The following is a 25569-nucleotide window of genomic DNA, read 5'->3' on the forward strand; positions in this document are numbered from 1 at the left end:
AGGCCCCGTCCGACAGGGGTCCGGCAGTACCCCCCAGGGCCGGGCCGACGGGCCCCGGGGGCGTCGCGGCGTGGCGGGGCCGGCGATCGCCCCGGCCCGGGGCGGCCGGGATCAGGCGTGGTCGCCCTGGCCGCTCGCCACGTGCTGCAGGGCGACGGTCAGCGCGGCGAGGTCCTGGCCGCCGAAGTGGTCCACCAAGTGGCGCCGCACGCTGGCGAGATGCGTCGGCCAGGCCTGCTCCAGACGCTCGAACCCGGCGTCCGTGAGAACGGCGTTCCAACCACGGCCGTCCTCGGCGCATTTCACGCGCTCCACCCAGCCGTGCTTCTCGAGCCGGATGACGACGCGGGTCATCCCGCTGAGGGAGAGGCTGCAGGCGGCGGCGAGTTCACTCATCCGCATCGCCCGGTCCGGGGCCTCGGACAGGTACATCAGCGGCGAGTACTCGGAGAGCGGCAGCCCTGCCCCCTCGACCATGTCGGCGTCGACGGCGCGGGGGAGTTCCATGAGCACCCGGCCCACCGCGCGCACGAACGCCTCCTCGCTCGCGCTGAGGGGCTGCAACCGCTGCTTCGTGGACGCCATTACTCCACTGTAGCTGCTTGACCGGTCAATGAGCCTCCATGACCGCCACGCGGGTGCGGGCACATGCCTTTGACAGTTGTCGACCGGTCGTCTAGCTTGAAATAGGCGACCGGTCGGTTAGTACCGGTTCGATCATCCCCCCATGGCAACGAAACGAAAGAAACGGAGTGCCCTGTGGCCACCCCCGTCAAGCTCGCCATCGTCCACTACTCGTCGACCGGCACCATCACCGAGATCGCGAAGGAACTCCACGACGCCGCCGTCAAGGCCGGCGCCGAGGTGCGCCTGGTCAAGACGGCCGAGCTGGCCCCCCAGACCGCCATCGACACCAACCCGGCCTGGGCGGCCCACCACGCGGCGACCGCACACCTCCCGATCGCCACGCCCGAGGACGTCGAGTGGGCCGACGCCGTCATCTTCGGCACCCCCACCCGCTTCGGCAACGTCTCGGCGCAGCTCAAGCAGTTCATCGACACGCTCGGCGGCCTGTGGGCCGAGGGCAGGCTGATCGACAAGGTCTTCAGCGGCTTCGTCTCGAGCGCCACCGCGCACGCCGGCCAGGAGGCCACGCTGCTGTCCCTCTACACCTCGATCCACCACTTCGGCGGGATCACGGTCACCCCGGGCTTCACCCAGCCGTCCAAGTTCATCGACGGCAACCCCTACGGCACCTCCCACGTGGACGGCCAGGGCAACAACCCCGTGGACGAGGTCACCCGCACCGCGGCCCGCGTCCAGGCCGAGCGGGTCGTCCGGGTCGCCGCGCAGCTCAAGGCCGCCTGACCCGTACCGGCACCCCACCGGCAGCGGCGCCGCGCGGCCCCACCACCCCGACACCGGAGCCGCGCGGCGCCGCCCCCACACCCCCACCGAACCCACGAACAGGGAGATGCCCCACCATGCGCGTCGAGATCTGGACCGACACCGCCTGCCCCTGGTGCTACGTCGGCAAGGCACGCTTCGAGCGGGCCCTCGCCGGCTTCCGGCACCGGGACGGCGTCGAGGTGCTGCACCGGTCGTTCGAGCTCAACCCGGACGCCCGCAACGGCTCGACGCCGATCATCGACGCCGTTGCCGCACAGTACGGGCGCACCCGCGAGCAGCAGGTCGCGCGCGAGGAGCAGGCCGCCTCCGAGGCCCGCAAGGAAGGCCTGGGCTTCCGGATCGGCGGCCGCGTGTACGGCAACACCTTCGACGTCCACCGCCTGGCCCACCTGGCCAAGGCGCGCGGCGTCCACCAGGAGTTCCTGGACCTCGCCTTCCGCGCGAACTTCGCGGAGGAGCGCTCCGTCTACGACCGGCAGACCCAGCTGGACCTGGCCGCCGAGGCGGGACTGGACCGGGCGGAGGCGGACTCCGTCCTGGCCGACCCCGGCGCCTACGCCGCGGAGGTACGGGCCGACGAGCGGATGGCCACGGAACTGGGCGCCGGCGGCGTGCCCTTCTTCGTAATGGACCGGAAGTACGGCGTGACCGGGCTGCAGCCCGCCGAGATGTTCACCCGCGCCCTCGAGCGGGCCTGGGAGGACCACACCACGGCCCGGCCCTGACGCCTGGTCGCCGGGGGGGGTCCGGCAGTACCCGTCTGCGGCTCCCGACCGCGGGGCGGGCGTCGTAGCGTGGAGGAGATGGACGCGCACATGACCGGGACCGGGACCGACGGCCGGAACACCGCACTGGGTGACTTCCTGCGCTCGCGCCGCGCGAGGATCTCCCCCGAGCAGGCGGGCCTGGCCCCCACGCCGACCGCCCGCCGCGTGCCCGGTCTGCGCCGTGAGGAGATCGCCGGGCTGGCCGGCGTCAGCGTGGACTACTACGTACGCCTCGAACGCGGGCACCACGTCAACGTCTCCGGCACGGTCCTCGACGCCATCGCCCGCGCCCTGCGACTGACCGACGACGAGCGGGAGCACCTGTTCGCCCTGGCCAGGCCCGCCCGCCCGGCGTCCCGTCCGCAGCCTCCGCAGCGCGTGCGCCCCGCCGTGCACCACCTGCTGGAGACGATGGCCGACGTCCCCGCGGTGGTCGTGGGGCGGCGCACCGACGTCCTGGCCTCCAACCGCCTCGCCCGCGCGCTCTACACCGACTTCGAGGCGCTCCCCCAGCGGGAGCGGAACATGGCCCGCTACATCTTCACGGACGAGGCCGCCCGCACCCTCTACGACGACTGGGAAGGCGTGGCGCGCACGTCCGTCGCCGCGCTCCGCCTCTACGCGGGCAAGCACCCCCACGACCCCCGGCTCGCCGAACTCGTCGGCGAACTCTCCGCGCGCGACGAGGACTTCCGGGCGTGGTGGGACGACCACGACATCGAGCGCCGCACCTACGGGGTCAAGCACTTCCACCATCCGGTGGTCGGCGAACTCACCCTGCGGTACGAGGCCCTGGCCGTCACCGGCGATCCCGACCAGATCCTCGGCGTCTACACCGCGGAACCCGCGACCGCCTCCGAGCGCGCCCTGCGCCGCCTCGCCGAGTGGGCCGCGGACACCGGCCCCACCGTCCGGGCCGTCTGACGGTCGACCGTTGACGGTCGACGTCGGCGGCATGCCGCCGCCCGGCCCACCGACGAGCCCGTCCCCCGCACGTCGAGGACCCGGGCGCCTCCTTGAGTCCCCGGCCGGATTGTGTCCGTCGCGTCGAGTGGACGATCATGAGCCCGATGAACACGGACCACTGGGCGGTGCTCGCGGACTCGGAGCGGGAGCAATGGGGGTGTGTTCCCGGTCGGTCGGTCGGGCCGCTGAGCTTCGGAGTCGGTCGACGTGCAGCGGTGGAGATCATGGCGGGGCATGGCTTCGCTGCCGAGGAGCGCGAGATCGAGCGGTGGAATCCGCGGCGGGCCCAGTGGCGCGTGGAGTTCCGCAGGGCCGAGTCCCACGAGCAACGACCGGCCGTGAAGTCCTACTTCGTCGAAGGAGTGGGCTTGACCTGCGTGCTCGTCGACGGGCTGCGCGGTCCCCAGGTCATTTGCGACGGAGTCCGCCTGATCGACCGTGTGCCCTCGGAGTTGGACGCGGAGATGGACGCGCGCGCCGAGGAACGCGGCCTGGGCATCACGTACAGCCTCTCAGGTGACCTGTCCTGGCCCGGCTTCGACTTCGACCGAGGCGGGCAGCGCGCCGGCGATACGGTCGTGAGCTGGGCATCGTTCTTCAACACGGGAGGGATCGCGGGCACCTCCTGGGACATCACTCCTGCGGAGGTCTGGCATCACCAGTAGGCCGCGGGGATGAAGGTGCCGGCGGCTCGGCGCCGCGCCCCGTCGGGCACCACGCGCTCAACCATGTCCATGCCGGGAGCAGCGAGCCGGCGCCCATCCGTACACCGTCCGAGCGGTCTCCGAGTTCCGGCGGGAGCCGCTGCGGCTGACACCGCACACACGGCACGACGGCGGCCCCGGACGCCTTTGTCCGGGCCGCCGTCGTGGACCCGCTGCGCTCTCCGGCCGCGCCGGTCAGCGGCCGGCGGTCTGCCCACCGTCCACGGGGAGGGTCACACCCGTCACGAACGGGGCGTTCTCCAGGTAGAGGACCGCCTCGACGATGTCCTCGACCTCGCCCATGCGCCCGACCGGGTGCAGCGCGGCCAGCCACTCGTGGTTCTCCACCGCGTGCATCGGGGTCTTGATCGTGCCCAGCGCCACCGCGTTCGCGCGGATCCCCTGCGTCGCGTACTCGGTCGCCAGCGCACGGGTCGCCGCCTGGAGGCCGCCCTTCGTGAGCGAGGCCAGCACGGACGTGATCTTCGCGTCCGCCTGGTCGCCGAGGCTGCTGGAGATCTGGACCACGTGGCCGCCGCCCTGCTGCAGCATGCGCTCCACCGCCAGCTGCGTGATGCGGAAGAAGCCGTCCACGTTGATGCCGAGAACGGCGCGGTACTCCTCCTCGGTGTACTCGGTGAACGGCTTGGCCACGAAGACGCCCGCGTTGTTGACCAGCGTGTCGACCCGGCCGAAGCGCTCCACCGCCGTCGCGATGACCCGCTCGGCGGTCTCCCACTCGGCGATGTCGCCGCGGACGGTCACCACTCCCGGGTCCGTCGATTCACCGATGTTCCGCGAGGTGGCGACGACGGCGTAGCCGAGCTTGCGGTAGCCCTCCACCACTCCGGCGCCGATGCCCTGGGAGGCACCCGTGACGACCGCGACCTTCTGACCCTGAACGCTGCTCATGGTGTTCCTTCTCGTGGGGGATGTCCTACGGGCCCGGCGCACTAGACGACCGGTCACCTTCATTAAAAGTAGACGACCGGTCGAGAACTGTCAAAGACCCTGCGCGGAAGCGACGCCGTCGCGGGACGCACCCCGGACGCCCGGCGGCTCCATGCGGTGCGGGAAGCCGACGCGCAGCACGAAGGCGGCCGCGGCGGCGGCCAGGACGACGAGTGCCGCCAGCACCAGCGCCTGCCGGTAGCCGTGGCGCAGCAGGGGCTCGACGGCCAGTGGGCCGAGGATCTGGCCCACCGAGTACCCGGCGGTCAGCAGCGCGACCGCGCGCGGGAACCGCAGATGGGTCCCGGCGGCCAGGGCCACCGTGCTCACGCCGATGAAGGTGGCGCCGAAGAGGAACGCCGAGACCAGCGCCGCGGCCGGACCGCCGACCACGGCGGGCATCGCGATCCCCGCGGCCTGCACGACCAGCGCCGCGAGCAGCACGTCCGGGCGGGTCCAGCGCCGTCCCAGCCACGCCCACAGCGCGGCGGAGGGAACGGCCGCCACTCCGGCCAGCACCCAGGCCCCGGTGCCGAGCCGGCCGGGCGAGCCCTGGTCGATCGCGGCGACCAGGAAGGTGCCGGCGATGATGTAGCCGACGCCCTCCAGGGTGTAGGAGACGAACAGGGCGCCGAACCAGCGGTGCGTGCGCGGCGCCCCGGCACTCCCCCGGGCACCGGGGGCCGGCGCGGGCACCGCGGCCGGCGCGGAGTCCGTACGCATCGTCCACGCCGGGACCGAGAGCAGCGCGGCGAGGGCGGCGGAGGCCCACCACGCGGCCCGCCAGTCGGCGAAGCCGCGCAGCAGGAGGACGAGCAGTCCGGACAGCGCGATCCCGGCGCCGACCCCGCCGAAGCCCCAGCCGGGCAGGTGGGCGGGGTGCTCGCGGAGCCGCCCGAGGAGGGCACTGACCGCGATCACGAAGACGGTCGCGCTCACCGCGCCCGCGACCAGGCGGAGCACCAGCCACACCGCCGTCGTGTGCGTGAGCGGCATGGCCGCGAGGCTCACGACCAGCACCAGCAGCGAACCGCGCAGCACGGCGGCGGAACGCGTCAGCCGGGGCAGGAAGGTCCCGGCGAGCGCGCCGACGAGGTAACCGACGTAGTTGGCGGTCGCCAGGTGCGCGCCGGCGCCGGCCGTCAGGCGCGCCTGGGCGTGCATCAGGGGCAGGATCGGGGTGTAGACGAAGCGGCCGACCCCCATGGCCGCCGCCAGCGCCGCCGCGGCCCGGACCACGTGGCCCCAGGGCGAGCCGGACGGGCCGCCGGGTGCGGCGGCCGGACGCTGGATCGTTTCGCTCATGACATCTTCCTCGGCGGGTGGGTATCGGGGCCGGAACGGACCACGGCCCCCCGTCGCGACCGTGTCGGGGCGACGGGGAGCCGTGTGGGGGTGCCGGGGCGGCGGGGCGTGCGCTGTCAGGCGTCGCCGTCCGGCCTCCCCGGGTCGTTGGGGTGCGACTGCAGGGCGGTGACGACCGCGGACATCCACGGCCACAGCGGCAGGGTGCCGAGCACCGTCCCGTACAGCCCGGCCTCGTCGTCGGCACGCCACAGCCCGATGCTGCGCAGCTCGCCCACCGGGCGCCACAGCCGGACCAGGTGCCCGGTGGCGGCCAGTTCCCGGGCCCTGACGGCCTCGGCCGCACGACGCCGGTCGACCTCGGCCGGGTCGGTGCCCTCGGGAACGGTGGTGGTGAGCTCGACCAGGAACTCCTTCACGGTGTTGCCTTTCTTGGAACCTGGAAAACAGCCGGTAGCTTCTTCGGGCGGGCGGCTGGGCTGCCGGGGCCGGTGGCACACCTCCGGTCCTCCGTACCCCCCACCCTGCGCCCGCGGGCCGGGGCGGCGCCACGACCGGTTCCCTCCCTGCTGGGAGGCGCAACCTCGCAACGGGCCCCGCCCGGTGGGCGGGTGGACCCGCGGACTCAGTGGTCCGTGACGATGCGCGAGACGTGGTACGCGCGGATCAGCCAGTCGCCGCCCTCGCGCCGCAGGACCAGCGAGAGGTGCACGGGGGCCGTCCAGCCCTCCGCGCCCCGGAAGACGACGTCGGCGAAGCCCCCGGCCACCTGGTCGCCGATGCGGTAGCCCTGGATCTTCCCCACGTCCGCCCAGCGGTCCTCCGTCACCGCCCGGTAGTAGGCGCGCACCGCTTCCCGGCCGGCCGTGGTCTCGGGGCCGAAGCCCTGGAACAGGGCGTCGGAGGTGAACAACTCGGCCATCTCGTCCGGCCGGTGACCGTCGAAGGCGGCCTTCCAGCGGGACACCACCTCGTGCATCGGGTCGTTCGTCGTGTCCGTCGGGTCAGCGCTCATGTCGGTTCTCCTCTGGGTTCAACGGTGGAAGGGCGGCGGCCGTCCGCGTGCGGGAGGGCGACCGGCCCGGGCCAATGGCAATGATAGTCGACCGGTCTATTAAATATCGCCGTGCGGTCGTACAGTGATACCCACATACGTCGCCGCCCCGCGGGAGGAACACTCACACCATGGTCTCGCCACTGGTCGCTCTCGGGGTGGACACCCCCGTCCTCGCCGCGCCGATGGCCGGCGGCCCCACCACGCCCGCGCTGGTCGGCGCGGCCGCCCGGGCCGGCGGCCTGGGCTTCGTGCCCGGCGGGTACCGCACCGCCGCGGCGCTGGCGGAGCAGATCGCCGCGGTCCGGTCCGAAGGGGTGCCCTTCGGCGTCAACCTCTTCGCGCCCAATCCCGTCCCGGTCGACCCCGACGCCTTCCGGCGCTACGCCCGGGCCATCGCGCCCGACGCCGGGAGGCACGGCATCGACGCCCTGGCCGCGGAACCCGTCGAGGACGACGACCAGTGGGCGGACAAGGTCGCGCTGCTGCTCTCCGACCCGGTACCGGTGGTGAGCTTCACCTTCGGCATCCCGGAGTCCCCGGTCGTCGCCGCGCTGCGCTCCGCCGGGAGCCTGGTCGTCCAGACGGTCACCTCGGCCGCGGAGGCCCGGGCCGCCGCGGAGGCGGGCGCGGACGTGCTCGCCGTGCAGGCCTCCGCGGCGGGCGGGCACTCCGGCACGCTCACCCCACAGCGCATCCCGGCGGCCGTGCCGCTGGAGCAACTGCTCGGCGAGGTGCGCGCGGCGGTACCCCTGCCGCTCGTCGCCGCCGGCGGCCTGGCCACGCCGGCCGCCGTGGCCGGGGCGCTGCGCGCCGGGGCCGACGCGGCCATGGTCGGCACCGTCCTCATGCGCGCCGACGAGGCCGGCACCTCCGTTCCGCACCGGGCGGCACTGGCCGACCCGGCACGCACCGGGACGGTGGTCACCAGGGCGTTCACCGGACGCCCCGCGAGGGCGCTGCGCAACGAGTTCACCGACCGCCACACCGACGTGGCGCCGGCCGGCTACCCGGCCCTGCACCACCTGACCGGCCCGATGCGCAAGGCGGCCACCGCCGCGGGCGACCAGGAGCGGATCCACCTGTGGGCCGGCACGGGTTACCGTCAGGCCACCGAGGAGCCGGCCGAGCGGATCCTGCGCCGGCTGGCGTCCGGAATCTGATCCCGTACCCCCACGGGCGGGCCGCCCGCGGCGGCCCGCCTCCCGGTCCCCGTCAGCCCAGGGGAACGCCGAGCAGGACCTCCAGCCGCGCGATCGTCTCCGCGGGGTCCTTGGCGTGGACGCCCGCGAGTCCCAACTCGGCCGCGGGCGCGAGGTACTGCTCGGTGTCGTCCACGAACACGCAGGCCTCGGCGGGCAGTCCGAGCTTGCCCAGCGCCAGTTCGAAGATGGCGGGCTCGGGCTTGCGCATCCCGTGGTGCTCGGAGATGACCACCGCGTCGTACGAACCCTCCAGGTCGTAGCCCTCGTAGAGGTCCCACGGCGCGAAGCCGACGGAGTTGGAGAGGATCCCCACACGCACCCCGGCGCGCCGGGCGGCGGCCGCCGCGTCGATCAGGGCCGTCTCCGGCCTGAGGTCGGCGAAGATCCGGCCCATCAGGTTGCCGGGGGCCACACCGAGGCTGCGGGCGGCCGCGGCGTTCCACTCCTCCTGGGTGATCGCGCCGCGCTCGAGGTCGTGGGTGCGGCGGATGCCTTCCTCGTCGAGGTAGAGCGCGGTGATGCAGGCGCCCTCCGCCAGTCCCTCGCGCCGCTCGAAGGCGAGCACGGCGGGCAGCAGGGGCGTGGTGAGGACACCGCCGAAGTCGAGGATCAGGCCGGTGCGGTGGGACATGACGGAACTCCAGCGATAGCGACGAGGACGCGTGCCACCGCGATGCGGACGCGGCAGCCGCGTGGTGGGCGTCCGCCGGCGACGCTGCCGCACGGTGCCCGTGGGAGGCCGGCCGGGCGCGGCGGCCGGACGGGCGGCACGCGCGGGGCGACGACCGGACGCCATCCTGCCACCCCCCTCCACGCACCGGCCTGGCACCCCTCCCCCGAACCGGACACCACACCTGTCATGCGTCACCACCTTGACCGGTGACGCAGCCGCGTGCAAGGGTTGCCGACGGGAGAACCCCAGGAAAGTGAAAGAAGGTTGGGAATGATCGACAGGCGGAGCTTCGGCAAGGTTTTCGGTGCGGGCGCGGCCGCGGCGTCACTCGCGGGACTCACCGGCCTCGCGTCACAGCCGGCCTCGGCGGCGACGACGCACGGGCCTGCGCCGAGCACCGGCGGACCGGCCCCCCTTCGCGGGACGCACACCTCCCTCGGCACCCTCAAGCAGGTCGACGCGGGAGTCCTGAACATCGGTTACGCCGAGTCCGGCCCCGCCGACGGCCCCGCGGTGGTGCTCCTGCACGGCTGGCCGTACGACATCCACAGCTACGTCGACGTCGCGCCCCTGCTGGCGGCCGAGGGGTACCGCGTCATCGTCCCCCACCTGCGCGGCCACGGCACGACGCGCTTCCGGTCGCCCCGGGCGTTCCGCAACGCCCAGCAGTCGGTGGTCGCGCTCGACGTCATCGCCCTCATGGACGCCCTGCGGATCGAGAAGGCCGTCCTCGCCGGGTACGACTGGGGCTCACGGACCGCCGACATCATCGCCGCGGTCTGGCCCGAGCGCTGCAAGGCCCTGGTCTCCGTGACGGGTTACCTCATCACCAACCGCGAGGCCAACGAGCAGCCGCTGCCGCCGAAGGCGGAGTGGGCGTGGTGGTACCAGTACTACTTCGCCACGGAGCGCGGCCGGCTCGGCCTCCAGGAGAACCGGCACGACCTCGCCCGCCTGGTCTGGGAGTTCAACTCCCCCACGTGGGAGTTCGACGACGCCACGTTCCGCCGCACCGCCGCGTCCTTCGAGAACCCGGACTACGTCGCCATCGTGCTCCACAACTACCGCTGGCGCCTCGGCCTCGCGAAGGGCGATCCGCGCTACGACCGCCTGGAGGCCCGGCTCGCCGCGGGCCCGATGATCGGCGTGCCCACCATCACCCTCGACGGCGAGGCCGACCCGTTCACCCCCGCCGGGGACGGAGCCGCCTACCGCGCCAAGTTCTCGGGACCGTACGCCCACCGGACGCTGAAGGGCACCGGCCACAACGTGCCCCAGGAGGCACCGGAGGCCTTCGCGGCGGCCGTGGTCGACGTGGACTCCTTCTAGCCCCGGGGGCCGGTTCTGGGCGGATCGGGGGTACGGCACCTGTGGTGCCGTACCCCCGATCCGCCCCGTTGCGTTGTGCGTACCTCGCCGAGCCGTCCGGACACCGTGCGGACGGGGGCGGGGGCGCCGGGCCGGTACGGCCGGTCAGCGGCCTAGGTCGTGTCGTCAAATGAGCTCCCCCGGCTGGCGCTGGGAGGTGCCCCCACCGCCCGGAGGGCGGGCCCCACGGCGTCTGGTGCGGTGCATCGCAAGGCGGAGAGTCGTCCTCGTAGTGGGCTACTCGGACGATTCGACAACGCAGCGAGGTGCCGTGCCAGGCGCCGTGGGGTGGGGGCACCCCCGACCGAAGGTTGGGGGAGGGCATTTGACGACACGGCCTAGGGTCAGCCGAAGGTGAACGAGTAGGCGCTGAGCCCGGGCGAGAGCCTGAGCTCCAGGACGCCCTGGCGGGACGACCCCCCGCTCACCACACGGCGGATGCCCGGGGCGCCGGAGACGGCGAAGGTGCTGGTCCGCCCGTCCAGGGTCGCGGTGACGGTTCCGGTGCCGCCGACGTCGAGGTAGACGTCGCGGGCGAAGAAGTCGAGCGTGATCCCGGCGTCCCGCCCGCTGGTGACCGCCTCCTCGCCGGCCCTCCACGTCCCGGTCAGGGCGGCCTGCCCGGGAAGGAGCGCCTGCGGACGGGCGAACTCACCGCTCCCCGTCCTCACGGGCCCGTTCACCACGGCGGCGCTGCGGCCTGCCCCCAGCGGGATCTCGGGGGTCTGCCTCCGGTCGGTCGGGGTGCCGTCGGGCACATCCGTGGGGGGCGGCAGCGCGGCGCCGGGACGGGCGTCGGCGAGCAGCCGCCGGATCAGCGACTCGGTGCCGCCGTAACCGCCCTCGCCGACGGCGACGTGCCTGACCCTCCCGCGGGCGTCGATCAGGTACTGCGTGGGCCAGGCCTGGTTGCCGAAGTTCTCCCAGGTCTCGTACGCGTTGTCCAGGGCCACCGGGTACTCCACGCCGAGCCGCCGCGCACCCGCCGCGACGTTGCCGGGGTCGCGCTCGAAGGCGTACTCGGGGGTGTGCACGCCGATCACCACGAGGCCGTCGGAGCGGTAGTTCTCGTACCAGGCGTCGACGTGCTCGATGGCGCGCTGGCAGTTGATGCAGGAGTAGGCCCAGAAGTCGACGAGGACGACCTTGCCGGCCAGCGCCCCCTTCGTGAGCGGCGCGTCCCGCGGGGTGTTGAGCCACTGCTGGATCCCCGATATCTCCGGTGCCGCACCGCAGTCCAGGAGGACGGCCGCGGGTTCCGCCGCGCAGGAGGCCAGGTCCCGTGAACCGGAGGAACCCTGCCCGCCGGGGAGCCCGGGACCGGCGATCGCGTCGTTGACGCGGGAGGTGTAGTCGGGGACGGCACGCTGCACGACGTCGGTGAGGTTGAAGGTCAGGCCGAAGGCGAGCACGACGAAGGTCAGTCCGGCGGCGAACCGCACCCCGCGCTGCCGCTCGCGGAACGCGCGCACCCGCTCGCCCACCCGCCGGCCGGCCAGCGCGAAGAAGAGCAGCGGCACCGCCGTGCCGACCGCGAAGGCGACGGCGAGCACGACCGTCCCCGGGCCGATCCGGTGGGTGGCACCGGCGACGGCGATCGCGGCCAGCACGGGACCCGCGCAGGGCACGTACACCGTCCCGAGCACGAGTCCCAGGAGGAAACCACCGCGCCCGCCCCCGACGCGCCGCTGCCCGATCCTCGCGAACGGGCGCTCCAGCAGGTCCTGCACGGCCGGGAACATCATGGCCAGGCCGAGCAGGAGCAGCACCCCGAGGCCCGCCCAGCGCAGGATGTCCGGCGGCACCGGCAGGGCGCCGAGCACGAGGGTGCCGAACAGCGTGATGAGACTGAAGCTGACGACCAGTCCGGCCATCACGGCGTACGGCCGGCTCCGGCGCGCCGGTTCCGCTCCCTGCCGGGAGGCCGGGACCCCGCCCGAGAGGAAGACCAGGGGCAGGACGGGGAGCACGCACGGGGAGACGGCGGTGACGAAGCCGCCGACCAGCCCGATGAGCAGCAGCGTGAGCAAGAGGACCTCCGGACGGGGCGGTCGGGGACGGCCCCTGGGGAACGGCGCGTGCCGGGACCCGGGGGCCCGGCCGGCGCGGACGAACGGTGCCGCCGCGCCGGGCGGCGGCGGGCAACGGCCTCAGGCGGCGGTGGCCCCGACGGTCGCCGGGATGGCGAGCGCCGTGGAGCGGGGGCGGATCCGGGGGGCGCCGGCGCCGAGTTCACCGGCGGTCTCGAGGCGGAGCACGGCGCTCAGGCCGTACTCCCCCTGCTCGTGCCGGTGCTGGCGAGCGACCCCGGCGACGACGGCCACGTCCCGCACGCGCGCCGTGCGCCGTGCGGCCGTGATCCCCACCGCGCCGAAGACGCGGGAGGCCCGGTCGGCGGCGAGCAGTCGCCCGGGGTTGGTCGCCCGGCCCTTGCCGCCGGGCGGCTCCGGCACGACGAGGATGAGGTCGAGGGGCCCGTCGGCGGACGCCGCGCTGCCTTCGCCGCGACCCCCTCCGGTGGCGGTGACGACCCCGGTGCGGTTCGTCTCGGTCACATCGGTCCCTCTCTCTCGCGTCATCCGCGCCGATCCCGGACCAGCCGTCACCCGTCGGGATGGTGGCGACCCTGACAGAGTCATCGTCACCTGTCAAACAGGTGACGTACGCCTCAAACTCCTCCAACAGTGAGACGAATCACCCCCTTGACAGGTGACACCAGAGGGGACATCGTCGAGGAGAACGAACACCCTGCCCGCGGAGGAGACGACGCGATGCCGCCCACGCAACAGAAGACCCCCGACGCCGCCGCGGCGGCGCGCAAGGCCCGCTTCGGCAAGCTGCCGGAGCGCGTCCGGCCGGAGCAGATGGTCCAGGAGAGCCAGGTCACGGCGCCCGACCCGGCCAGGAACGTCTACGCCGCCGACGAATGGCTCGTCCGCTACTGCCTGTGAGACCGGCCGGCCGCCGCACCGGCCGGGAAGACGGAGGTTCCCCATGCGCATCCCCAAGCCGCTCCTGGCGGCGTCCCTGATGGTGCTCGCGGCTGCCGTGAGCGTCGCCTGTTTCGCACAGGTCGTCTGAGCACCCACCCCGACCCGCCACACCCGGCCCGCCCCGACCACCGTCGAGGCGGGCCGGCGCCGTCCCGTCCGGAACTCCGCCGGACCTCACGGACGGCGGCGCTTGACGCATCTGAGACGACCGGTCATATTGGTTTTCCGACGCAGGCCGCCCCTCGCTCCGGCGCGAGGTCCGCGGCCTGCGTCACGGCCGGGCGCCGCCGCCCCCGTGGCGCACCGACCCGGCCGCCCCCCACCCCCACCGGTCGACCCGTCAGGAGAAACATGTCCACGTACCGCGCATTCGAGGTCTCAGGCGCCCGCACCTTCGAGCTCGTCACCCGCGAGGTCGTCGCCCCGCCCGCCGGGCACGTCCGGCTGAGGGTGGAGAGCTGCGGCGTCTGCCACACCGACGCGCTCGCCGTGGAGGGCCTGCGGGCCGACCCCTCGCAGCCGGTCGTCCCCGGTCACGAGGTCGTCGGCGTCATCGACGCCGTCGGCGAGGGCGTGACCACCTGGAGCGTCGGCGACCGGGTCGGCGTGGGCTTCCTGGGCGGCCACTGCGGCGAGTGCACGCCTTGCCGTCGCGGCGACTTCGTCAACTGCACCGACCAGTCCCAGGTCGGCACCACCACCGACGGCGGTTACGCCGAGGTGCTGATCGCCCGCGGCAGCGGCCTGGTCCGGGTGCCCGACGAGCTCTCCCCCGCCCTCGCCGCCCCGCTGCTCTGCGCCGGCCTCACCATGTTCAGCGCCCTGCGCCGGCTGGACGTCCGCCCCGGCGGGCTCGTGGCGGTCCAGGGCATCGGCGGCCTCGGCCACCTCGGCCTGCAGTACGCCGCCCGGCTCGGCTACCGCGTCGCGGCCGTCGCCCGCGGCCAGGAGAAGGAGCGGCTCGCCCTCGAACTCGGCGCGAGCCACTACATCGACAGCTCGGCGTCGGACCCCGGGGAGGAGCTCCGCAAGCTGGGCGGCGCGGACGCCGTCGTCGCCACGGCGACGAGCGGCACGTCGATGACCCCGCTGGTCCCCGGGCTCGCCCCGCGCGGGCACATGGTCGTGGTCGGCGCCTCCATGGAACCGATCTCCGTGACCACGCCCGACCTGATCTTCGGTTCGCGCGCCATCAGCGGCGTCCTGACCGGCTCCGCGATCGACAACGAGGACAACCTCGACTTCAGCTCGCGCTCCGGCATCCGCCCGATGATCGAGACGATGCCGCTGTCGCGCGCCCCCGAGGCGTACGCGCGCATGATGTCCGGCGAGGCCCGCTTCCGGGTCGTACTGGACACCGCCGCCTGACCCGGAGGGCCGTGCCCTGCCGGGTGTATTTTTGACGGCACGGAGACGACCGGCCATATTGCGGTGCGGAAGAGGTGGTGTCATGGCCCGGCAGAGCATGCGCGAGGCGATCGTCGACGCGGCGGTCGCGCAGTTCCACGCGAAGGGGTACAACGCCGCGGGCGTGAAGGACATCACGGACGCGGCCGGAGTGCCGAAGGGGTCGTTCTACAACCACTTCGACAGCAAGGAGTCGCTGGCCCTCGTCGCGCTCGACCGCTACGGCGCGGGCCGCCGGTTGCACGAGCTGACCGAGCCCGGCACCCCGCCACTGGCCCGGCTGCGCGCGCACTTCGAGCTCCTGCGCGACGAGACCGTCGACGCGGGCTTCACTCGGGGCTGCATGTTCGGCAACTTCGGCACCGAGATCGCCGACCACAGCGAGACGCTCCGCGAGGGCGTCCGCGTGTCGCTCGGCCACTGGGCGTCGTTGATCTCCGGCACGCTCGCCGAAGCACAGCGGGCCGGCGACCTGCGGGCGGACCTCGACGTCGAGCGGACGGCCCGGTTCGCGCTGAACGCCTGGGAGGGCACGCTGATCGCCGCCCGCTCCGGCCGGTCGGGCGAGGCCTTCGAGGACTTCTTCGCCATGGTCTTCGGGACACTGCTCGCACCCCCGGCGGCCGCGTCCTGACGCGTGACGACGCGACGGTGCCGCGCGCCCCACGGCGCCCGGCACCGTCCCGTCCGCGTCCCCGGCCGTCCGCGAACCGCGGGGCGCCGGCCGTGCGGGCCCAAGTGGGGCCGCCCCGAACCCGGTTGCTGCGCGGGGCGGTCGCGGCGTCCGCGCCGCGGGCCACAACCCCCCGATTGGCCCTGGCCGCCCGCGCACGCACCTCCGTACGCTCGCGACATGCGGATCCGTATCGTCGACGCCTTCACCGACCGCCCCTTCGCCGGCAACCCCGCGGGCGTGCTGCTGCTGGACACGGACAGCTTCCCCGAGGACGGCTGGCTCCAGCGGGTGGCCGCGGAGGTCAACCTCTCCGAGACCGCGTTCGCCCATCCCACGCCCGCCGCCCAGGACGCGGACTGGGCCCTGCGCTGGTTCACCCCCAGGGCCGAGGTGAACATGTGCGGGCACGCCACCCTCGCCACCGCGCACGTCCTGCACGGCACGGGCGCCGCCCGTGGCCCGGTGCGGTTCAGCGCCCGCTGCGGCGTCCTCACCACGACCGCCGCCGACGACGGCACCATCACCATGGACTTCCCGGTCGCCCCGCTGACCTCGGCCGTCGTCACGGGCGAGATCTCCGCCGCGATCGGGGCCGACGTGCTGTCGGTGCACGAGACCGGTGACGACGTGGGCGACCTGCTGGTGGAACTGGTCGACGAGAAGACCGTCCGGGCGCTCGCCCCCGACATCACCGCCGTCGCCGCGCTGCCCTCCAAGCGCGGACTCATCGTGACCGCGGCGGCCGAGTCCCCGGCGACGACCGGCTACGACTTCGTCTCACGCGGCTTCTTCCCGGCCGTCGGCATCGACGAGGACCCGGTCACCGGCAGCGCCCACACCGCCCTGGCGCCGTTCTGGTCGCGCCGCCTGGGCCGCGACGAACTCACCGGGCTGCAGGCCTCCGCACGTTCCGGCCTGGTGCGCACGGTGCTCAGCGGCGACCGCGTACGACTGAGCGGCCGTGCCGTCACCGTGATCGACGGCGAACTGCACGCCCACCCCTGAGCCGTACGGCCCTCAGGCGGTCGGCAGCCACCCCACCTTGCCGGCGAGCAGCGCGTAGCCCACGAAGGCCACGATGTCGATGAGCGCGTGGGCCGCCACCAGCGGCCCCACCCGGCCCCAGCGCCGGTAGAGCAGCACGAAGACGACGCCCATCGCCATGTTGCCGATGAGCCCGCCGATGCCCTGGTAGAGGTGGTACGAGCCGCGCAGCACACTGCTGGCCACCAGCGCGCCGACCGGCGTCCAGCCCAACTGGCCGAGCCTGCGCAGCAGGTAGCCGACGACGACGACCTCCTCGAGCACCGCGTTCTGGATCGCGGAGGCGATCAGCACGGGGATCTTCCACCAGACGTCGGGCAGCGACTCCGGCACCACCGTGAGGTTGAACCCGGAGGCGCGCGCGCCCAGGTAGAACAGCAGCCCGGTGCCGCCGATGGCCGCGGCCAGGGCGGCGCCGCGCAGCAGGTCGGTCCGCGGGCGGCGCAGGTCGAACCCGATGGCCGGCATGCCCGTCCCCTCACGGGCCAGCAGGTGGGCCACGAGCGCGACCGGGACGAGCGCGGTGGCGACGCCGAACAGCTGCCAGGCCAGGTCGAGCCACGGCCGGCCCGGGGCGTGCGAGCCCACGAGGGTGGCCGCCTGGTCCTTGAGGCCGCCGGGCCTGGTCACCGAGCCGATGAAGCTGATCAGCGCCGAGAGCGCGCTGGCCCCGAGCGACAGGGCGAGCACCAGGAGGGTCTCACTGCGCAGGGTGCGCGGGGCGAGCCGCTCCACCGCCCCCGACCCGCCGGGCTCCACCGGATTGCTGTTGACTGATGCCTCCACCCGCGCCATCCTGCCTCATCCGCCCGGCGGCACGGGCGGCGGCTCAGCGTTCCAGCGGCCACTCGTGCACGGGGGCGCCGGTGTGCATCAGCTCGCAGTAGCGCAGGGTCATCGCGGCCAGTGCCCGCTGCCGGTCCAGTCCGCGGTCCAGCTCCTGGTGGAAGGCGACGGCCTGCCACTCGGCGCCGTTCATGCGGCTGCGGCAGCGGCCCTCGATGATGCCGAGGTAGTGGTCCCGGTCCACCGGGTCGATCCCCCAGGCGTCCAGTCCCGCGGACGCCATCGGCAGCAACTCGTCCAGCACGAGTTCGACGGCCCCGACCTCCACGAGCCCGCTGCCGCGGCCCTGCCGGGGCCAGGTGAAAACGGCGTCGACGCCGTGCCGGCACGCGGCGTCGAAGTTGGCCGCGGCGGCCGCGAACGGCAACCGGCTCCACACCGGGCGCGAGCCCTCGGCGAGGGAGCGCACGAGCCCGTAGTAGAAGGCGGTGTTGGCGAGCACGTCGGCGACGGTGGGCCCGGCGGGCATCACCCGGTTCTCCACCCGCAGGTGGGGCACCCCGTCGACGACGGCGTACACCGGCCGGTTCCAGCGGTAGATCGTGCCGTTGTGCAGCGTGAGTTCCTTCAGCTGCGGCACCCCGCCCTCGTCGAGGACGTGCAGCGGGTCCTCGTCCTCGCAGATGGGCAGCAGGGACGGGAAGTAGCGCACGTTCTCGGCGAACAGGTCGTACGCCGAGTCGATCCAGCGCTCGCCGAACCAGGTCAGCGGGCGTACGCCCTGGGCCCGGTGCTCCTCGGGGCGGGTGTCGGTGGCCTGCTGGAAGAGCGTGGGACGGGTCTCCCGCCACAGTTCGCGGCCGAACAGGAACGGGGAGTTGGCGCCGATCGCGACCTGGGGGCCGGCCACCACCTGTGCGGCGTTCCAGACCGCGGCGAAGCGCGCGGGGGTGACCTGGAGGTGCATCTGCATCGAGGTGCACGCGGCCTCGGGGGCGATCGAGCCGGAGACGCAGGTCAGCCGCTCCACGCCGGAGATGTCCAGGGTGATGTCCTCGCCGCGGGCGGCCAGGATGCGGTCGTTCAGCAGCATGTAGCGGTCGACGCGGGAGAGGTTGGCACCGACCAGGTCCTGGGCGCCGAGGGTGGGCAGGATTCCCACCATCACGATGCGGGCGCCGACCTCGCGGGCCTTTCTCTCGGCATATCCCAGGCCCATGCGCAACTCTTCGGCGAGCCGGTCGAGGACCCGGCCGGAAAGCCGGTGCGGGGCGATGTTCACTTCAATGTTGAACTGCGCCAGCTCGGTCTGGAAATCACGGCTCGCGATGCGCTCGAGGACCTCCTCGTTCATCATGCGCGGCAGCCCGTCGCGGTCGGTGAGATTCAGTTCGATCTCCAGCCCCATCAGATTGCGGGGACGGTCGAACCGCTTCTCCTCCAGCAGTCGCTCCAACCCCAGCAGGCACTGCTTCAGCTTCCGTCGGTACCGCTGGCGGTCGGCCAGGTCGAACCCCGTGGCCGCGACCTTTTCCCCCATCGGAGGTCCTTCCTCGAGTGGGCCGTGATCACATCATGCCCAGCCCTGAGATCGATAAGGCCCCCGGCGCCGCCCCCGAACCGCTAAGCTGGCCACGAGCACCGTCTCGCGGCACATTCCGGGGGCATGTACGGAATTCACATGCCGACGGCGGCCCTCTCGTGAAAAACACCGACGAGATTCAGCCATCCGCAGTAACGCGGAAAGCGCAGTTCACGGCGTCGGCGACGGTGCAATCGGGGAGCTATTACCTGTCCAGGGTGACCGGGAACCGCCTTGCCCGTAATATCACTGACGGCTAGATGAAACACTGCGCGAACACTACTCGTATATCCTTCGTTCACAGGCAGAGCTTCCGCGACCCGCCGCGCGCCCGCGACGCTTCCGGCCACGGGAAGGGATCCGCATGCCCACGCTGATTCCTTACGTCGCCGCCCCCACGCGCCCCGGGGATCCGGGCTGTCCCGGCCTGCCGCCGCAGTTCCATCAGCTCCACCGCTGACAGCGCTGTCCGCACCCCGCCGAACACCCCCCGTGTCTCCTCATGAGAGGCCGCCCACCATGCCGCTGCAGGTAGCCCCAGCCCCCGCTCCCGCCCTGCGGAGCGTTCTCGCCGCTCTGAGTTCCCCCACCGCCGTCCGCGAGGCCCGCACCCCCTCGCTGCGCAACGCCACGGGGCCACTGGTCGCCGAGCACCCTCTCCCCCTGCACGTCCTCGACCCCGTGATCACCGAACCGGGAGGACTGCCCCGGGCGCGGCTGACCGGCTGGCGCTTCCACATCCGCGCGGGCGAGAAGGTGGCCGCCGCGGGCGAGACCGTCGACACCCCGGACGGCTGGGCGTTCTCGCACTTCTGCGAGGGCCCGTACCTCGCCTCGACCGAGCGCGCGTTGCGCCAGGCCGACGCGCTCACCACCCCCTACCAGCCGCACCTGCTCTCGGTACCGGGGCTCTACATGCTGACGCTGTGGCTGCACGGAGACCTCTCGGCCGACGCGGGCTCGGCCCAGCCGGCCCACTCCGACCTGCTGATCCCGCTGGCGCCGGCGCCGCCGGGGATCGCCGCGCACCGCATGCACCGGCTCTCGGACCTGGTGCCGGTGCTGACCCTGCGGCTGGCTCCGCCACCCCTGCTCGGCACCACCGCCTGAGGCTCGCGGCTGGGGCGACCTCGCACGCCTCCGTGACCGTCCGGTCACGGAGGCGTTGCTTTGTCCGGGCAACCGCCCGCGAGAGTGAATGCGTCCCCAACTAACGAGGACAGCTCACGCGAAATCCCTGCGGAAATCCCTCAGTAGAGCAACACTGGGACCGACCGACTGAACGGGGGAGCGGCATGACTGAGGTTCCTACCCAAGGCAGCCGTACTTCACACCACTCGCAGCGAAAGACGTCGTCCATGTGCCCGCACCAGCCGCAGTGCCCGTCCGCCGGCAGCCCCGACCGCGAGGCCGCCCACATCACGGCCAGCCACCCCGAGCAGGGCTGGAGCCTGCTGTGCAACGGCGTCCTCCTCTTCGAGGACACCGGTGAGCTCCTCCCCGACGGGCGGATCATCGCCCCGCACCGTCCGCTCGGCAGCGGGCACATCGTCACGGCGGCCTGACCGGGCCGGGAACGACAAAGGGCCGACCCCGCTGGAACAGCGGGGCCGACCCTTGAGCGGTGTCAAGCGCCCTTACGCGTCGTACTCGTCCAGCGGCGGGCAGGAGCAGACAAGGTTGCGGTCGCCGAAGGCGCCGTCGATGCGGCGGACCGGCGGCCAGTACTTGTCCGCGGCCGACACACCGGCGGGGAAGACCGCCTCCTCACGGGAGTACGGGTGCTCCCAGTCGCCGCCCAGGGCCGCCGCCGTGTGCGGGGCGTTGCGCAGCGGGTTGTCCTCCTTGGGCCACTCCCCCGAGCCGACCCGCTCGATCTCGCCGCGGATCGCGATCATCGTGTCGCAGAAGCGGTCCAGCTCCGCGAGGTTCTCGCTCTCCGTCGGCTCGATCATCAGCGTCCCAGCCACCGGGAACGACATCGTCGGCGCGTGGAAGCCGTAGTCGATCAGGCGCTTGGCGACGTCGTCGACCGTCACGCCCGTCTCCTTGGTCAGCGGACGCAGGTCGATGATGCACTCGTGCGCGACGAGCCCGCCCGGGCCGGTGTAGAGCACCGGGAAGTGCGGCTCCAGGCGCTTGGCGATGTAGTTCGCGCTGAGCACCGCCACCTGGGTGGCGCGCTTGAGGCCCTCGCCGCCCATGAGGCGCACGTACGCCCAGGAGATGGGCAGGATGCCGGCCGAACCCCACGGCGCGGCCGAGATCGGGCCGACGCCCGTCTCCGGGCCCGCGGCCGGCTGGAGCGGGTGGTTGGGCAGGTACGGGGCGAGGTGGGCGCGGACCGCGACCGGGCCGACGCCGGGGCCACCGCCGCCGTGCGGGATGCAGAAGGTCTTGTGCAGGTTCAGGTGCGACACGTCGCCGCCGAAGTGGCCCGGCTTCGCCAGACCCACCAGGGCGTTGAGGTTGGCGCCGTCCACGTAGACCTGGCCGCCCGCGTCGTGCACCGCGGCGCAGATGTCGCCGATGTGCTCCTCGAAGACACCGTGCGTGGAGGGGTAGGTGACCATGAGCACGGCGAGCTCGTCGCGGTACTGCTCGATCTTGGCGCGCAGGTCCTCGACGTCGACCTCGCCGTCGCCGGCGGTCTTCACGACGACGACCTTCATGCCGGCCATCACCGCGCTGGCGGCGTTCGTGCCGTGCGCGGAGGACGGGATGAGGCAGACCGTGCGCTGCGTGTCGCCGTTGGCCCGGTGGTAGGCGCGGACGGCCAGCAGGCCGGCCAGCTCGCCCTGGGAACCGGCGTTCGGCTGCAGGCTGACCTTGTCGTAGCCGGTGACCTCGGCGAGGCGGTCCTCCAGCTCGTGGATGAGCGTGAGGTACCCCTCGGCCTGCTCGGCGGGCGCGAAGGGGTGCAGCTGGCCGAACTCGGGCCAGGTGACCGGCTCCATCTCGGTGGTCGCGTTGAGCTTCATGGTGCAGGAGCCCAGCGGGATCATGCCGCGGTCCAGCGCGTAGTCGCGGTCGGCGAGGCGGCGCAGGTAGCGCAGCATCGCGGTCTCGGAGCGGTGCTGGTGGAAGACCGGGTGGGTCAGGTAGTCCACCTCGCGCTCAAGGCCCGCGGGCAGCGCGTCCTCGGTGGCCGCGTCCAGGGCCTCGACGTCGCCGCTGACGCCGAAGGCGCCCCACACGGCGGCGAGGTCGGCACGGCCGGTGGTCTCGTCGCAGGCGATGCCGACCAGGTCGGCGTCGGCCTGGCGCAGGTTGACCCCGGCGTCGCGGGCGGCGGCCACGACCTCGGCGGCCCGGCCGGGCACACGCGCGGTGACGGTGTCGAAGAAGGCGTCCGTGGTCACCTCGACGCCGCCGGCGCGCAGCCCGGCGGCGAGGACCGCGGCGTAGCGGTGGGTGCGGCGGGCGATCTGCGCCAGGCCCTCGGGGCCGTGGTAGACCGCGTACATGCCGGCCATGACGGCGAGCAGCACCTGCGCGGTGCAGATGTTGCTGGTGGCCTTCTCGCGGCGGATGTGCTGCTCGCGGGTCTGCAGCGCCAGGCGGTAGGCCCGGTCGCCGTCGGCGTCGACGGAGACGCCGACCAGGCGGCCGGGCAGGCTGCGGGCGTGCGTGTCACGGACGGCCATGTAGCCAGCGTGCGGGCCGCCGAAGCCCATGGGCACGCCGAAGCGCTGGGTGGTGCCGACGGCGATGTCGGCGCCGAGCTCGCCGGGTGAGGTCAGCACGGTCAGGGCCAGCAGGTCGGCGGCGACGGTGACGATCGCGCCGAGCCCGTGGGCCTGCTCTATGACCGGCTTGAGGTCGCGCACGGCACCGGAGGCACCCGGGTACTGCAGCAGCACGCCGAAGACACCGCGCTCGGCGATCTCCGCCGGGATGCCGCCGGCGAGGTCGGCGACGACGACCTCGACGCCGGTGGGCTCCGCGCGGGTCTCGATCACGGCGACGGTCTGCGGGAAGGTTTCCGCGTCGATCAGGAAGACGCCGTCCTTGACCTTCCCGACCCGGCGGGACAGGGCCATCGCCTCGGCGGCGGCCGTGCCCTCGTCGAGCAGCGAGGCGCCCGAGGTGGGCAGCCCGGTGAGGTCGGCGACGACCGTCTGGAAGTTCAGCAGGGCCTCCAGGCGGCCCTGCGAGATCTCCGGCTGGTAGGGCGTGTACGCCGTGTACCAGGCGGGGTTCTCCATGACGTTGCGCAGGATGACCGGCGGGGTGAAGGTGCCGTGGTAGCCGAGGCCGATCATCGGCCGCAGCACCTGGTTGCGGTCGGCGAGCGAGCGCAGCTCGGCGAGCACCTCGGGCTCGGTGCGGGCGCCGGACAGACCGAGCGCCTCGGCGCTCTTGATGGTGTCCGGGACGGCGGCGGCGGTCAGCTCGTCCAGCGAGCCGTAGCCGACCTGCGCGAGCATCTTGGCCTGCGCACCGGCGTCGGGCCCGACGTGACGCTGCTCGAAGGGGATGCCGCGCTCCAGCTCGGAGAGTGGGATGCGGTTGGCGGTCATCTGCGGAGGCCTCCTGGTCTGGCGCGACACGGCCTCCCCCTCTGTCATCTGAACCTGAGAGCTTCACCGTCCCGCACGTGCCGGGACGGCTTTCACCGTCGGTGAGGAAGTGGCCGCGCACGGTGCGTGCCGCCCTTTCCTGCTTTCCAGAGTGACCTCACCCATGCGGTACGGATGCCTGAGAGATTCCGGGGAGGGTTTGCTCCTTCGGCGCCCGGCGGGCGGTTCCCCGCGTGCCAGGACTCTCCCGCAAGGGGTCAGCAGCCGCTGTCAGCGTACCAGCGCGGTCCGGTGACGGGTCATGTGACAGCCGCCACCTTTCGTGCCTAAATAGGATTAATCGCGACCAGTTGGAGGGACCGTGCAGACCGGTATCGATCCGCGCAGCCTCATCGGGCGCAGGGCCTTCGACCGCAACGGGATGAAGATCGGCACGGTCGACGAGGTGTACCTCGACGACGCCACCGGGGAGCCCGAATGGGCCGCGGTACGCACCGGTCTGTTCAGCCGCGACGCGTTCGTGCCGCTGGAACCGAGCGAGTTCACCGGGGAAGAGCTGCGCGTGCCGTTCGACAAGGCGCTGATCAAGGACGCCCCGGACTTCGGAGTGGGCAGGCACCTCTCGCCCGAGCAGGAGCTCCAGCTCTACCACCACTACGGCATGAGCGGGCCCTCGCTGTCCGGCCCGGTGCCGGAGCCCCCGCCGGACCGCGACTTCGGCACGCTGGCCGGCGACAGCTGACGCGGGAGCGCCCGCGGGCTCGGTAACACCAGGGGGAGCGGCTCGGACGGTTCCAGCTCCGGGTCCGTCACCGCGAAGGTGCGCACCCGCCCCGGCACCACCGAGCCCGGCTCCTCGAAGCGGACGGTGACCCTGCCGACCCCGCTGCCCTGCACCCACCCGGCGCCGTACTCGCGGTGCCGTACGTCCTGGCCCGGCACCCAGCGCCGCTCCTCCGGCGCCGGCTCCCGGACTTCCTCCGCGGGCCGCTCCGGCGCCCCCTCGGACGGGCCCGCCTCCTCGTCCGCCGCCTCCTCCTCCCGCTCCGCCGCCTGGGCGAACAGGTCCTCCTGCGTGAAGTCGGCGAGCCCCGCGACGCCGACCCCCAGCAACCGGACGCCGCCCGTGATGTCGACGGCCTCCAGCAGCCTCGCCGCGGTCTCCCGGACCACCGACAGGTCGTCGGTGGGGGCGCGCAGGGTCTCCGAACGGGTCAGCGTCGTGAAGTCGTACCGCCGCACCTTCAGCACCACCGTGCGGCCCGAACGGCCCGCGGAGCGCAGCCGGCGCACGCAGCGGTCGGCCAGCCGGTCCACCTCCAGCCGGACGCGCACCCGATCGGTGAGGTCGACGTCGAAGGTGTCCTCGACCGAGACCGACTTGCTCTCGCGGTCGGCGACCACGGGGCGCTCGTCGACGCCCAGGGCCATCCCGTGCACATGGGCGCCGTGCGCCTTGCCGAGCAGCCTGACCAGCTCGGCCTCGCCCGCCTCCACCACCTCGCCGACCGTGACGATGCCCGCGCGCCGCAGGTGCTCGGCGGTCGCGGGACCCACGCCGGGGAGCGTGCGCACCTGCATGGGGGCGAGCAGTTCCCGCTCGGTGCCGGGCTCGATGACGACCAGCCCGTCCGGCTTGGCCTGCTCCGAGGCGATCTTGGCCAGCAACTTGGAGCCCGCGAGCCCCACCGAGCCCGTGAGCCCTGTCGCCGCCTTGATGTCCGCCCGCAGCCGCTCCCCCACCGCGCGCGGGTCGTCCGCGATGCCGCCCGCCTCCAGGTCGACGAAGGCCTCGTCCAGGCTGAGCGGCTCGACCAGCGGCGACAGCCGCGACAGCAGTTCCATGACGACGTCGCTGATCTGCCGGTAGACGGCGAAGCGCGGCATGAGGTAGGCCGCATTCGGGCACAGCCGCCGGGCGCGCGCCATCGCCATCGCCGAGTGCACCCCGTACACACGGGCCTCGTACGACGCGGTCGCCACCACCCCGCGCGGCCCTACGCCCCCCACGATGACCGGCTTCCCCCGCAGACTCGGCTTCGCGGCCTGCTCGACGGCGGCGAAGAACGCGTCCATGTCCAGATGGAGGATGACCGGCGCGCTTCTCACAGTCACCGATGGTGCACCACAGGTCCGACATCCGCCGTACACGTGT

General features: G+C 73.1%; 25 protein-coding genes and 2 riboswitches. Of the genes, 13 read left to right on the forward strand and 12 right to left on the reverse strand.

Features of this window, described 5'->3' with window-relative positions; genetic code table 11:
* Positions 1–111 precede the first annotated feature (111 nt).
* On the reverse strand, positions 112–585 hold the full coding sequence (locus ACFZAU_RS19840; protein ID WP_500553230.1) for a MarR family winged helix-turn-helix transcriptional regulator: 474 nt from the start codon (positions 583–585) through the stop codon (positions 112–114).
* A gap of 174 nt (positions 586–759) precedes the next feature.
* Here ACFZAU_RS19840 and wrbA point away from each other — a divergent pair, with 174 nt between their 5' ends.
* From wrbA to ACFZAU_RS19860, 4 genes are all read left to right on the forward strand, one after another.
* Positions 760–1368 carry an NAD(P)H:quinone oxidoreductase gene (gene wrbA, locus ACFZAU_RS19845; RefSeq protein WP_500553231.1) on the forward strand — a complete coding sequence of 203 codons (609 nt, stop codon included), beginning with the start codon at positions 760–762 and terminating at the stop codon, positions 1366–1368.
* A gap of 116 nt (positions 1369–1484) precedes the next feature.
* Entirely contained in the window at positions 1485–2135 is a 651-nt protein-coding gene (locus ACFZAU_RS19850; RefSeq protein ID WP_500553232.1) for a DsbA family oxidoreductase, read from the forward strand.
* 78 nt (positions 2136–2213) lie between these two features.
* A complete protein-coding gene (locus tag ACFZAU_RS19855) occupies positions 2214–3101 on the forward strand; it encodes a helix-turn-helix domain-containing protein (RefSeq protein ID WP_500465088.1) in 888 nt (295 codons plus the stop codon).
* 146 nt (positions 3102–3247) lie between these two features.
* Complete coding sequence (locus ACFZAU_RS19860; protein ID WP_500553233.1) at positions 3248–3808, forward strand: hypothetical protein; 561 nt, start codon at positions 3248–3250, stop codon at positions 3806–3808.
* 234 nt (positions 3809–4042) lie between these two features.
* Here ACFZAU_RS19860 and ACFZAU_RS19865 read toward each other — a convergent pair whose 3' ends face one another.
* From ACFZAU_RS19865 to ACFZAU_RS19880, 4 genes are all read right to left on the reverse strand, one after another.
* Positions 4043–4759 (reverse strand): SDR family NAD(P)-dependent oxidoreductase, encoded by a 717-nt coding sequence (locus tag ACFZAU_RS19865; protein WP_500553234.1) that lies wholly within the window; start codon positions 4757–4759, stop codon positions 4043–4045.
* A 90-nt stretch (positions 4760–4849) separates the two neighbouring features.
* Positions 4850–6103, reverse strand: a complete 1254-nt coding sequence (locus tag ACFZAU_RS19870; protein ID WP_500553235.1) for a YbfB/YjiJ family MFS transporter — start codon at positions 6101–6103, stop codon at positions 4850–4852.
* Between the two features lie 116 nt (positions 6104–6219).
* Positions 6220–6522, reverse strand: a complete 303-nt coding sequence (locus ACFZAU_RS19875) for a muconolactone Delta-isomerase family protein (RefSeq protein ID WP_499611444.1) — start codon at positions 6520–6522, stop codon at positions 6220–6222.
* Positions 6523–6728: 206 nt separating this feature from the next.
* Entirely contained in the window at positions 6729–7118 is a 390-nt protein-coding gene (locus ACFZAU_RS19880; protein WP_499611443.1) for a YybH family protein, read from the reverse strand.
* A gap of 170 nt (positions 7119–7288) precedes the next feature.
* On the opposite strand from ACFZAU_RS19880, the gene ACFZAU_RS19885 reads away from it, so the two are divergent.
* Positions 7289–8320, forward strand: a complete 1032-nt coding sequence (locus tag ACFZAU_RS19885; RefSeq protein WP_500553236.1) for a nitronate monooxygenase — start codon at positions 7289–7291, stop codon at positions 8318–8320.
* A gap of 52 nt (positions 8321–8372) precedes the next feature.
* On the opposite strand, the gene ACFZAU_RS19890 is transcribed toward ACFZAU_RS19885, so the two are convergent.
* Positions 8373–8993: an HAD-IA family hydrolase gene (locus ACFZAU_RS19890; protein ID WP_500553237.1), complete on the reverse strand. Its 621-nt coding sequence runs from the start codon at positions 8991–8993 to the stop codon at positions 8373–8375.
* Between the two features lie 312 nt (positions 8994–9305).
* Between ACFZAU_RS19890 and ACFZAU_RS19895 the strand changes: the two genes are divergently transcribed.
* A complete protein-coding gene (locus ACFZAU_RS19895) occupies positions 9306–10364 on the forward strand; it encodes an alpha/beta fold hydrolase (RefSeq protein ID WP_500553238.1) in 1059 nt (352 codons plus the stop codon).
* 383 nt (positions 10365–10747) lie between these two features.
* Here the strand turns inward: ACFZAU_RS19895 and ACFZAU_RS19900 are convergent, their stop codons facing one another.
* Positions 10748–12433, reverse strand: a complete 1686-nt coding sequence (locus ACFZAU_RS19900) for a cytochrome c biogenesis protein DipZ (protein WP_500553239.1) — start codon at positions 12431–12433, stop codon at positions 10748–10750.
* 120 nt (positions 12434–12553) lie between these two features.
* A complete protein-coding gene (locus ACFZAU_RS19905; protein ID WP_500553240.1) occupies positions 12554–12958 on the reverse strand; it encodes an Ohr subfamily peroxiredoxin in 405 nt (134 codons plus the stop codon).
* Between the two features lie 216 nt (positions 12959–13174).
* Here ACFZAU_RS19905 and ACFZAU_RS19910 point away from each other — a divergent pair, with 216 nt between their 5' ends.
* The 4 genes from ACFZAU_RS19910 (at position 13175) to ACFZAU_RS19925 (ending at position 16484) form a co-directional block, all read left to right on the forward strand.
* Positions 13175–13354 carry a hypothetical protein gene (locus ACFZAU_RS19910; protein WP_499611430.1) on the forward strand — a complete coding sequence of 60 codons (180 nt, stop codon included), beginning with the start codon at positions 13175–13177 and terminating at the stop codon, positions 13352–13354.
* Positions 13355–13747: 393 nt separating this feature from the next.
* Positions 13748–14764 carry an alcohol dehydrogenase catalytic domain-containing protein gene (locus tag ACFZAU_RS19915; protein ID WP_500553241.1) on the forward strand — a complete coding sequence of 339 codons (1017 nt, stop codon included), beginning with the start codon at positions 13748–13750 and terminating at the stop codon, positions 14762–14764.
* 82 nt (positions 14765–14846) lie between these two features.
* Entirely contained in the window at positions 14847–15437 is a 591-nt protein-coding gene (locus tag ACFZAU_RS19920) for a TetR/AcrR family transcriptional regulator (RefSeq protein WP_500466157.1), read from the forward strand.
* Positions 15438–15656: 219 nt separating this feature from the next.
* On the forward strand, positions 15657–16484 hold the full coding sequence (locus tag ACFZAU_RS19925; protein ID WP_500553243.1) for a PhzF family phenazine biosynthesis protein: 828 nt from the start codon (positions 15657–15659) through the stop codon (positions 16482–16484).
* 12 nt (positions 16485–16496) lie between these two features.
* Here the strand turns inward: ACFZAU_RS19925 and ACFZAU_RS19930 are convergent, their stop codons facing one another.
* Both ACFZAU_RS19930 and ACFZAU_RS19935 read right to left on the reverse strand, forming a co-directional pair.
* Positions 16497–17318, reverse strand: coding sequence for a CPBP family intramembrane glutamic endopeptidase (locus ACFZAU_RS19930; protein ID WP_499611420.1), 822 nt, complete (start codon positions 17316–17318; stop codon positions 16497–16499).
* 34 nt (positions 17319–17352) lie between these two features.
* On the reverse strand, positions 17353–18849 hold the full coding sequence (locus ACFZAU_RS19935) for a glutamate-cysteine ligase family protein (protein ID WP_500553244.1): 1497 nt from the start codon (positions 18847–18849) through the stop codon (positions 17353–17355).
* 561 nt (positions 18850–19410) lie between these two features.
* Between ACFZAU_RS19935 and ACFZAU_RS19940 the strand changes: the two genes are divergently transcribed.
* Together ACFZAU_RS19940 and ACFZAU_RS19945 are read left to right on the forward strand one after the other, a co-directional pair.
* On the forward strand, positions 19411–20001 hold the full coding sequence (locus ACFZAU_RS19940; RefSeq protein ID WP_499611416.1) for a hypothetical protein: 591 nt from the start codon (positions 19411–19413) through the stop codon (positions 19999–20001).
* 248 nt (positions 20002–20249) lie between these two features.
* Positions 20250–20456: a DUF5999 family protein gene (locus ACFZAU_RS19945; RefSeq protein WP_499611414.1), complete on the forward strand. Its 207-nt coding sequence runs from the start codon at positions 20250–20252 to the stop codon at positions 20454–20456.
* A gap of 72 nt (positions 20457–20528) precedes the next feature.
* Here ACFZAU_RS19945 and gcvP read toward each other — a convergent pair whose 3' ends face one another.
* Positions 20529–23414, reverse strand: a complete 2886-nt coding sequence (gcvP, locus tag ACFZAU_RS19950) for an aminomethyl-transferring glycine dehydrogenase (RefSeq protein WP_500553245.1) — start codon at positions 23412–23414, stop codon at positions 20529–20531.
* A 37-nt stretch (positions 23415–23451) separates the two neighbouring features.
* Positions 23452–23568: riboswitch (glycine riboswitch) on the reverse strand.
* Positions 23569–23570: 2 nt separating this feature from the next.
* Positions 23571–23674, reverse strand: a riboswitch (glycine riboswitch).
* A gap of 101 nt (positions 23675–23775) precedes the next feature.
* On the opposite strand from gcvP, the gene ACFZAU_RS19955 reads away from it, so the two are divergent.
* Entirely contained in the window at positions 23776–24156 is a 381-nt protein-coding gene (locus tag ACFZAU_RS19955; protein ID WP_018558702.1) for a PRC-barrel domain-containing protein, read from the forward strand.
* Here ACFZAU_RS19955 and ACFZAU_RS19960 read toward each other — a convergent pair.
* Positions 24069–25523 carry a DNA polymerase IV gene (locus ACFZAU_RS19960; protein ID WP_500553246.1) on the reverse strand — a complete coding sequence of 485 codons (1455 nt, stop codon included), beginning with the start codon at positions 25521–25523 and terminating at the stop codon, positions 24069–24071. The two genes, ACFZAU_RS19955 and ACFZAU_RS19960, sit on opposite strands and share 88 nt — an antisense overlap.
* Positions 25524–25569 lie beyond the last annotated feature (46 nt).

It is taken from the genome of Streptomyces sp. NPDC008238 (assembly GCF_042956445.1).
Lineage (GTDB): Bacteria > Actinomycetota > Actinomycetes > Streptomycetales > Streptomycetaceae > Actinacidiphila.

What these genes read in the sequence shown, in the direction of transcription:
- ACFZAU_RS19880 (WP_499611443.1), bottom strand. Translation starts at nt 7,118, where the DNA reads ATGAGCGCTGACCCGACGGACACGACGAACGACCCGATGCACGAGGTG.
- ACFZAU_RS19850 (WP_500553232.1), top strand. Translation starts at nt 1,485, where the DNA reads ATGCGCGTCGAGATCTGGACCGACACCGCCTGCCCCTGGTGCTACGTC.
- ACFZAU_RS19865 (WP_500553234.1), bottom strand. Translation starts at nt 4,759, where the DNA reads ATGAGCAGCGTTCAGGGTCAGAAGGTCGCGGTCGTCACGGGTGCCTCC.
- ACFZAU_RS19855 (WP_500465088.1), top strand. Translation starts at nt 2,214, where the DNA reads ATGGACGCGCACATGACCGGGACCGGGACCGACGGCCGGAACACCGCA.
- ACFZAU_RS19840 (WP_500553230.1), bottom strand. Translation starts at nt 585, where the DNA reads ATGGCGTCCACGAAGCAGCGGTTGCAGCCCCTCAGCGCGAGCGAGGAG.
- ACFZAU_RS19940 (WP_499611416.1), top strand. Translation starts at nt 19,411, where the DNA reads ATGCCGCTGCAGGTAGCCCCAGCCCCCGCTCCCGCCCTGCGGAGCGTT.
- ACFZAU_RS19910 (WP_499611430.1), top strand. Translation starts at nt 13,175, where the DNA reads ATGCCGCCCACGCAACAGAAGACCCCCGACGCCGCCGCGGCGGCGCGC.
- ACFZAU_RS19925 (WP_500553243.1), top strand. Translation starts at nt 15,657, where the DNA reads ATGCGGATCCGTATCGTCGACGCCTTCACCGACCGCCCCTTCGCCGGC.
- ACFZAU_RS19895 (WP_500553238.1), top strand. Translation starts at nt 9,306, where the DNA reads ATGATCGACAGGCGGAGCTTCGGCAAGGTTTTCGGTGCGGGCGCGGCC.
- ACFZAU_RS19870 (WP_500553235.1), bottom strand. Translation starts at nt 6,103, where the DNA reads ATGAGCGAAACGATCCAGCGTCCGGCCGCCGCACCCGGCGGCCCGTCC.
- ACFZAU_RS19945 (WP_499611414.1), top strand. Translation starts at nt 20,250, where the DNA reads ATGTGCCCGCACCAGCCGCAGTGCCCGTCCGCCGGCAGCCCCGACCGC.
- ACFZAU_RS19920 (WP_500466157.1), top strand. Translation starts at nt 14,847, where the DNA reads ATGGCCCGGCAGAGCATGCGCGAGGCGATCGTCGACGCGGCGGTCGCG.
- ACFZAU_RS19860 (WP_500553233.1), top strand. Translation starts at nt 3,248, where the DNA reads ATGAACACGGACCACTGGGCGGTGCTCGCGGACTCGGAGCGGGAGCAA.
- gcvP (WP_500553245.1), bottom strand. Translation starts at nt 23,414, where the DNA reads ATGACCGCCAACCGCATCCCACTCTCCGAGCTGGAGCGCGGCATCCCC.
- ACFZAU_RS19915 (WP_500553241.1), top strand. Translation starts at nt 13,748, where the DNA reads ATGTCCACGTACCGCGCATTCGAGGTCTCAGGCGCCCGCACCTTCGAG.
- ACFZAU_RS19935 (WP_500553244.1), bottom strand. Translation starts at nt 18,849, where the DNA reads ATGGGGGAAAAGGTCGCGGCCACGGGGTTCGACCTGGCCGACCGCCAG.
- ACFZAU_RS19890 (WP_500553237.1), bottom strand. Translation starts at nt 8,993, where the DNA reads ATGTCCCACCGCACCGGCCTGATCCTCGACTTCGGCGGTGTCCTCACC.
- ACFZAU_RS19885 (WP_500553236.1), top strand. Translation starts at nt 7,289, where the DNA reads ATGGTCTCGCCACTGGTCGCTCTCGGGGTGGACACCCCCGTCCTCGCC.
- ACFZAU_RS19930 (WP_499611420.1), bottom strand. Translation starts at nt 17,318, where the DNA reads ATGGCGCGGGTGGAGGCATCAGTCAACAGCAATCCGGTGGAGCCCGGC.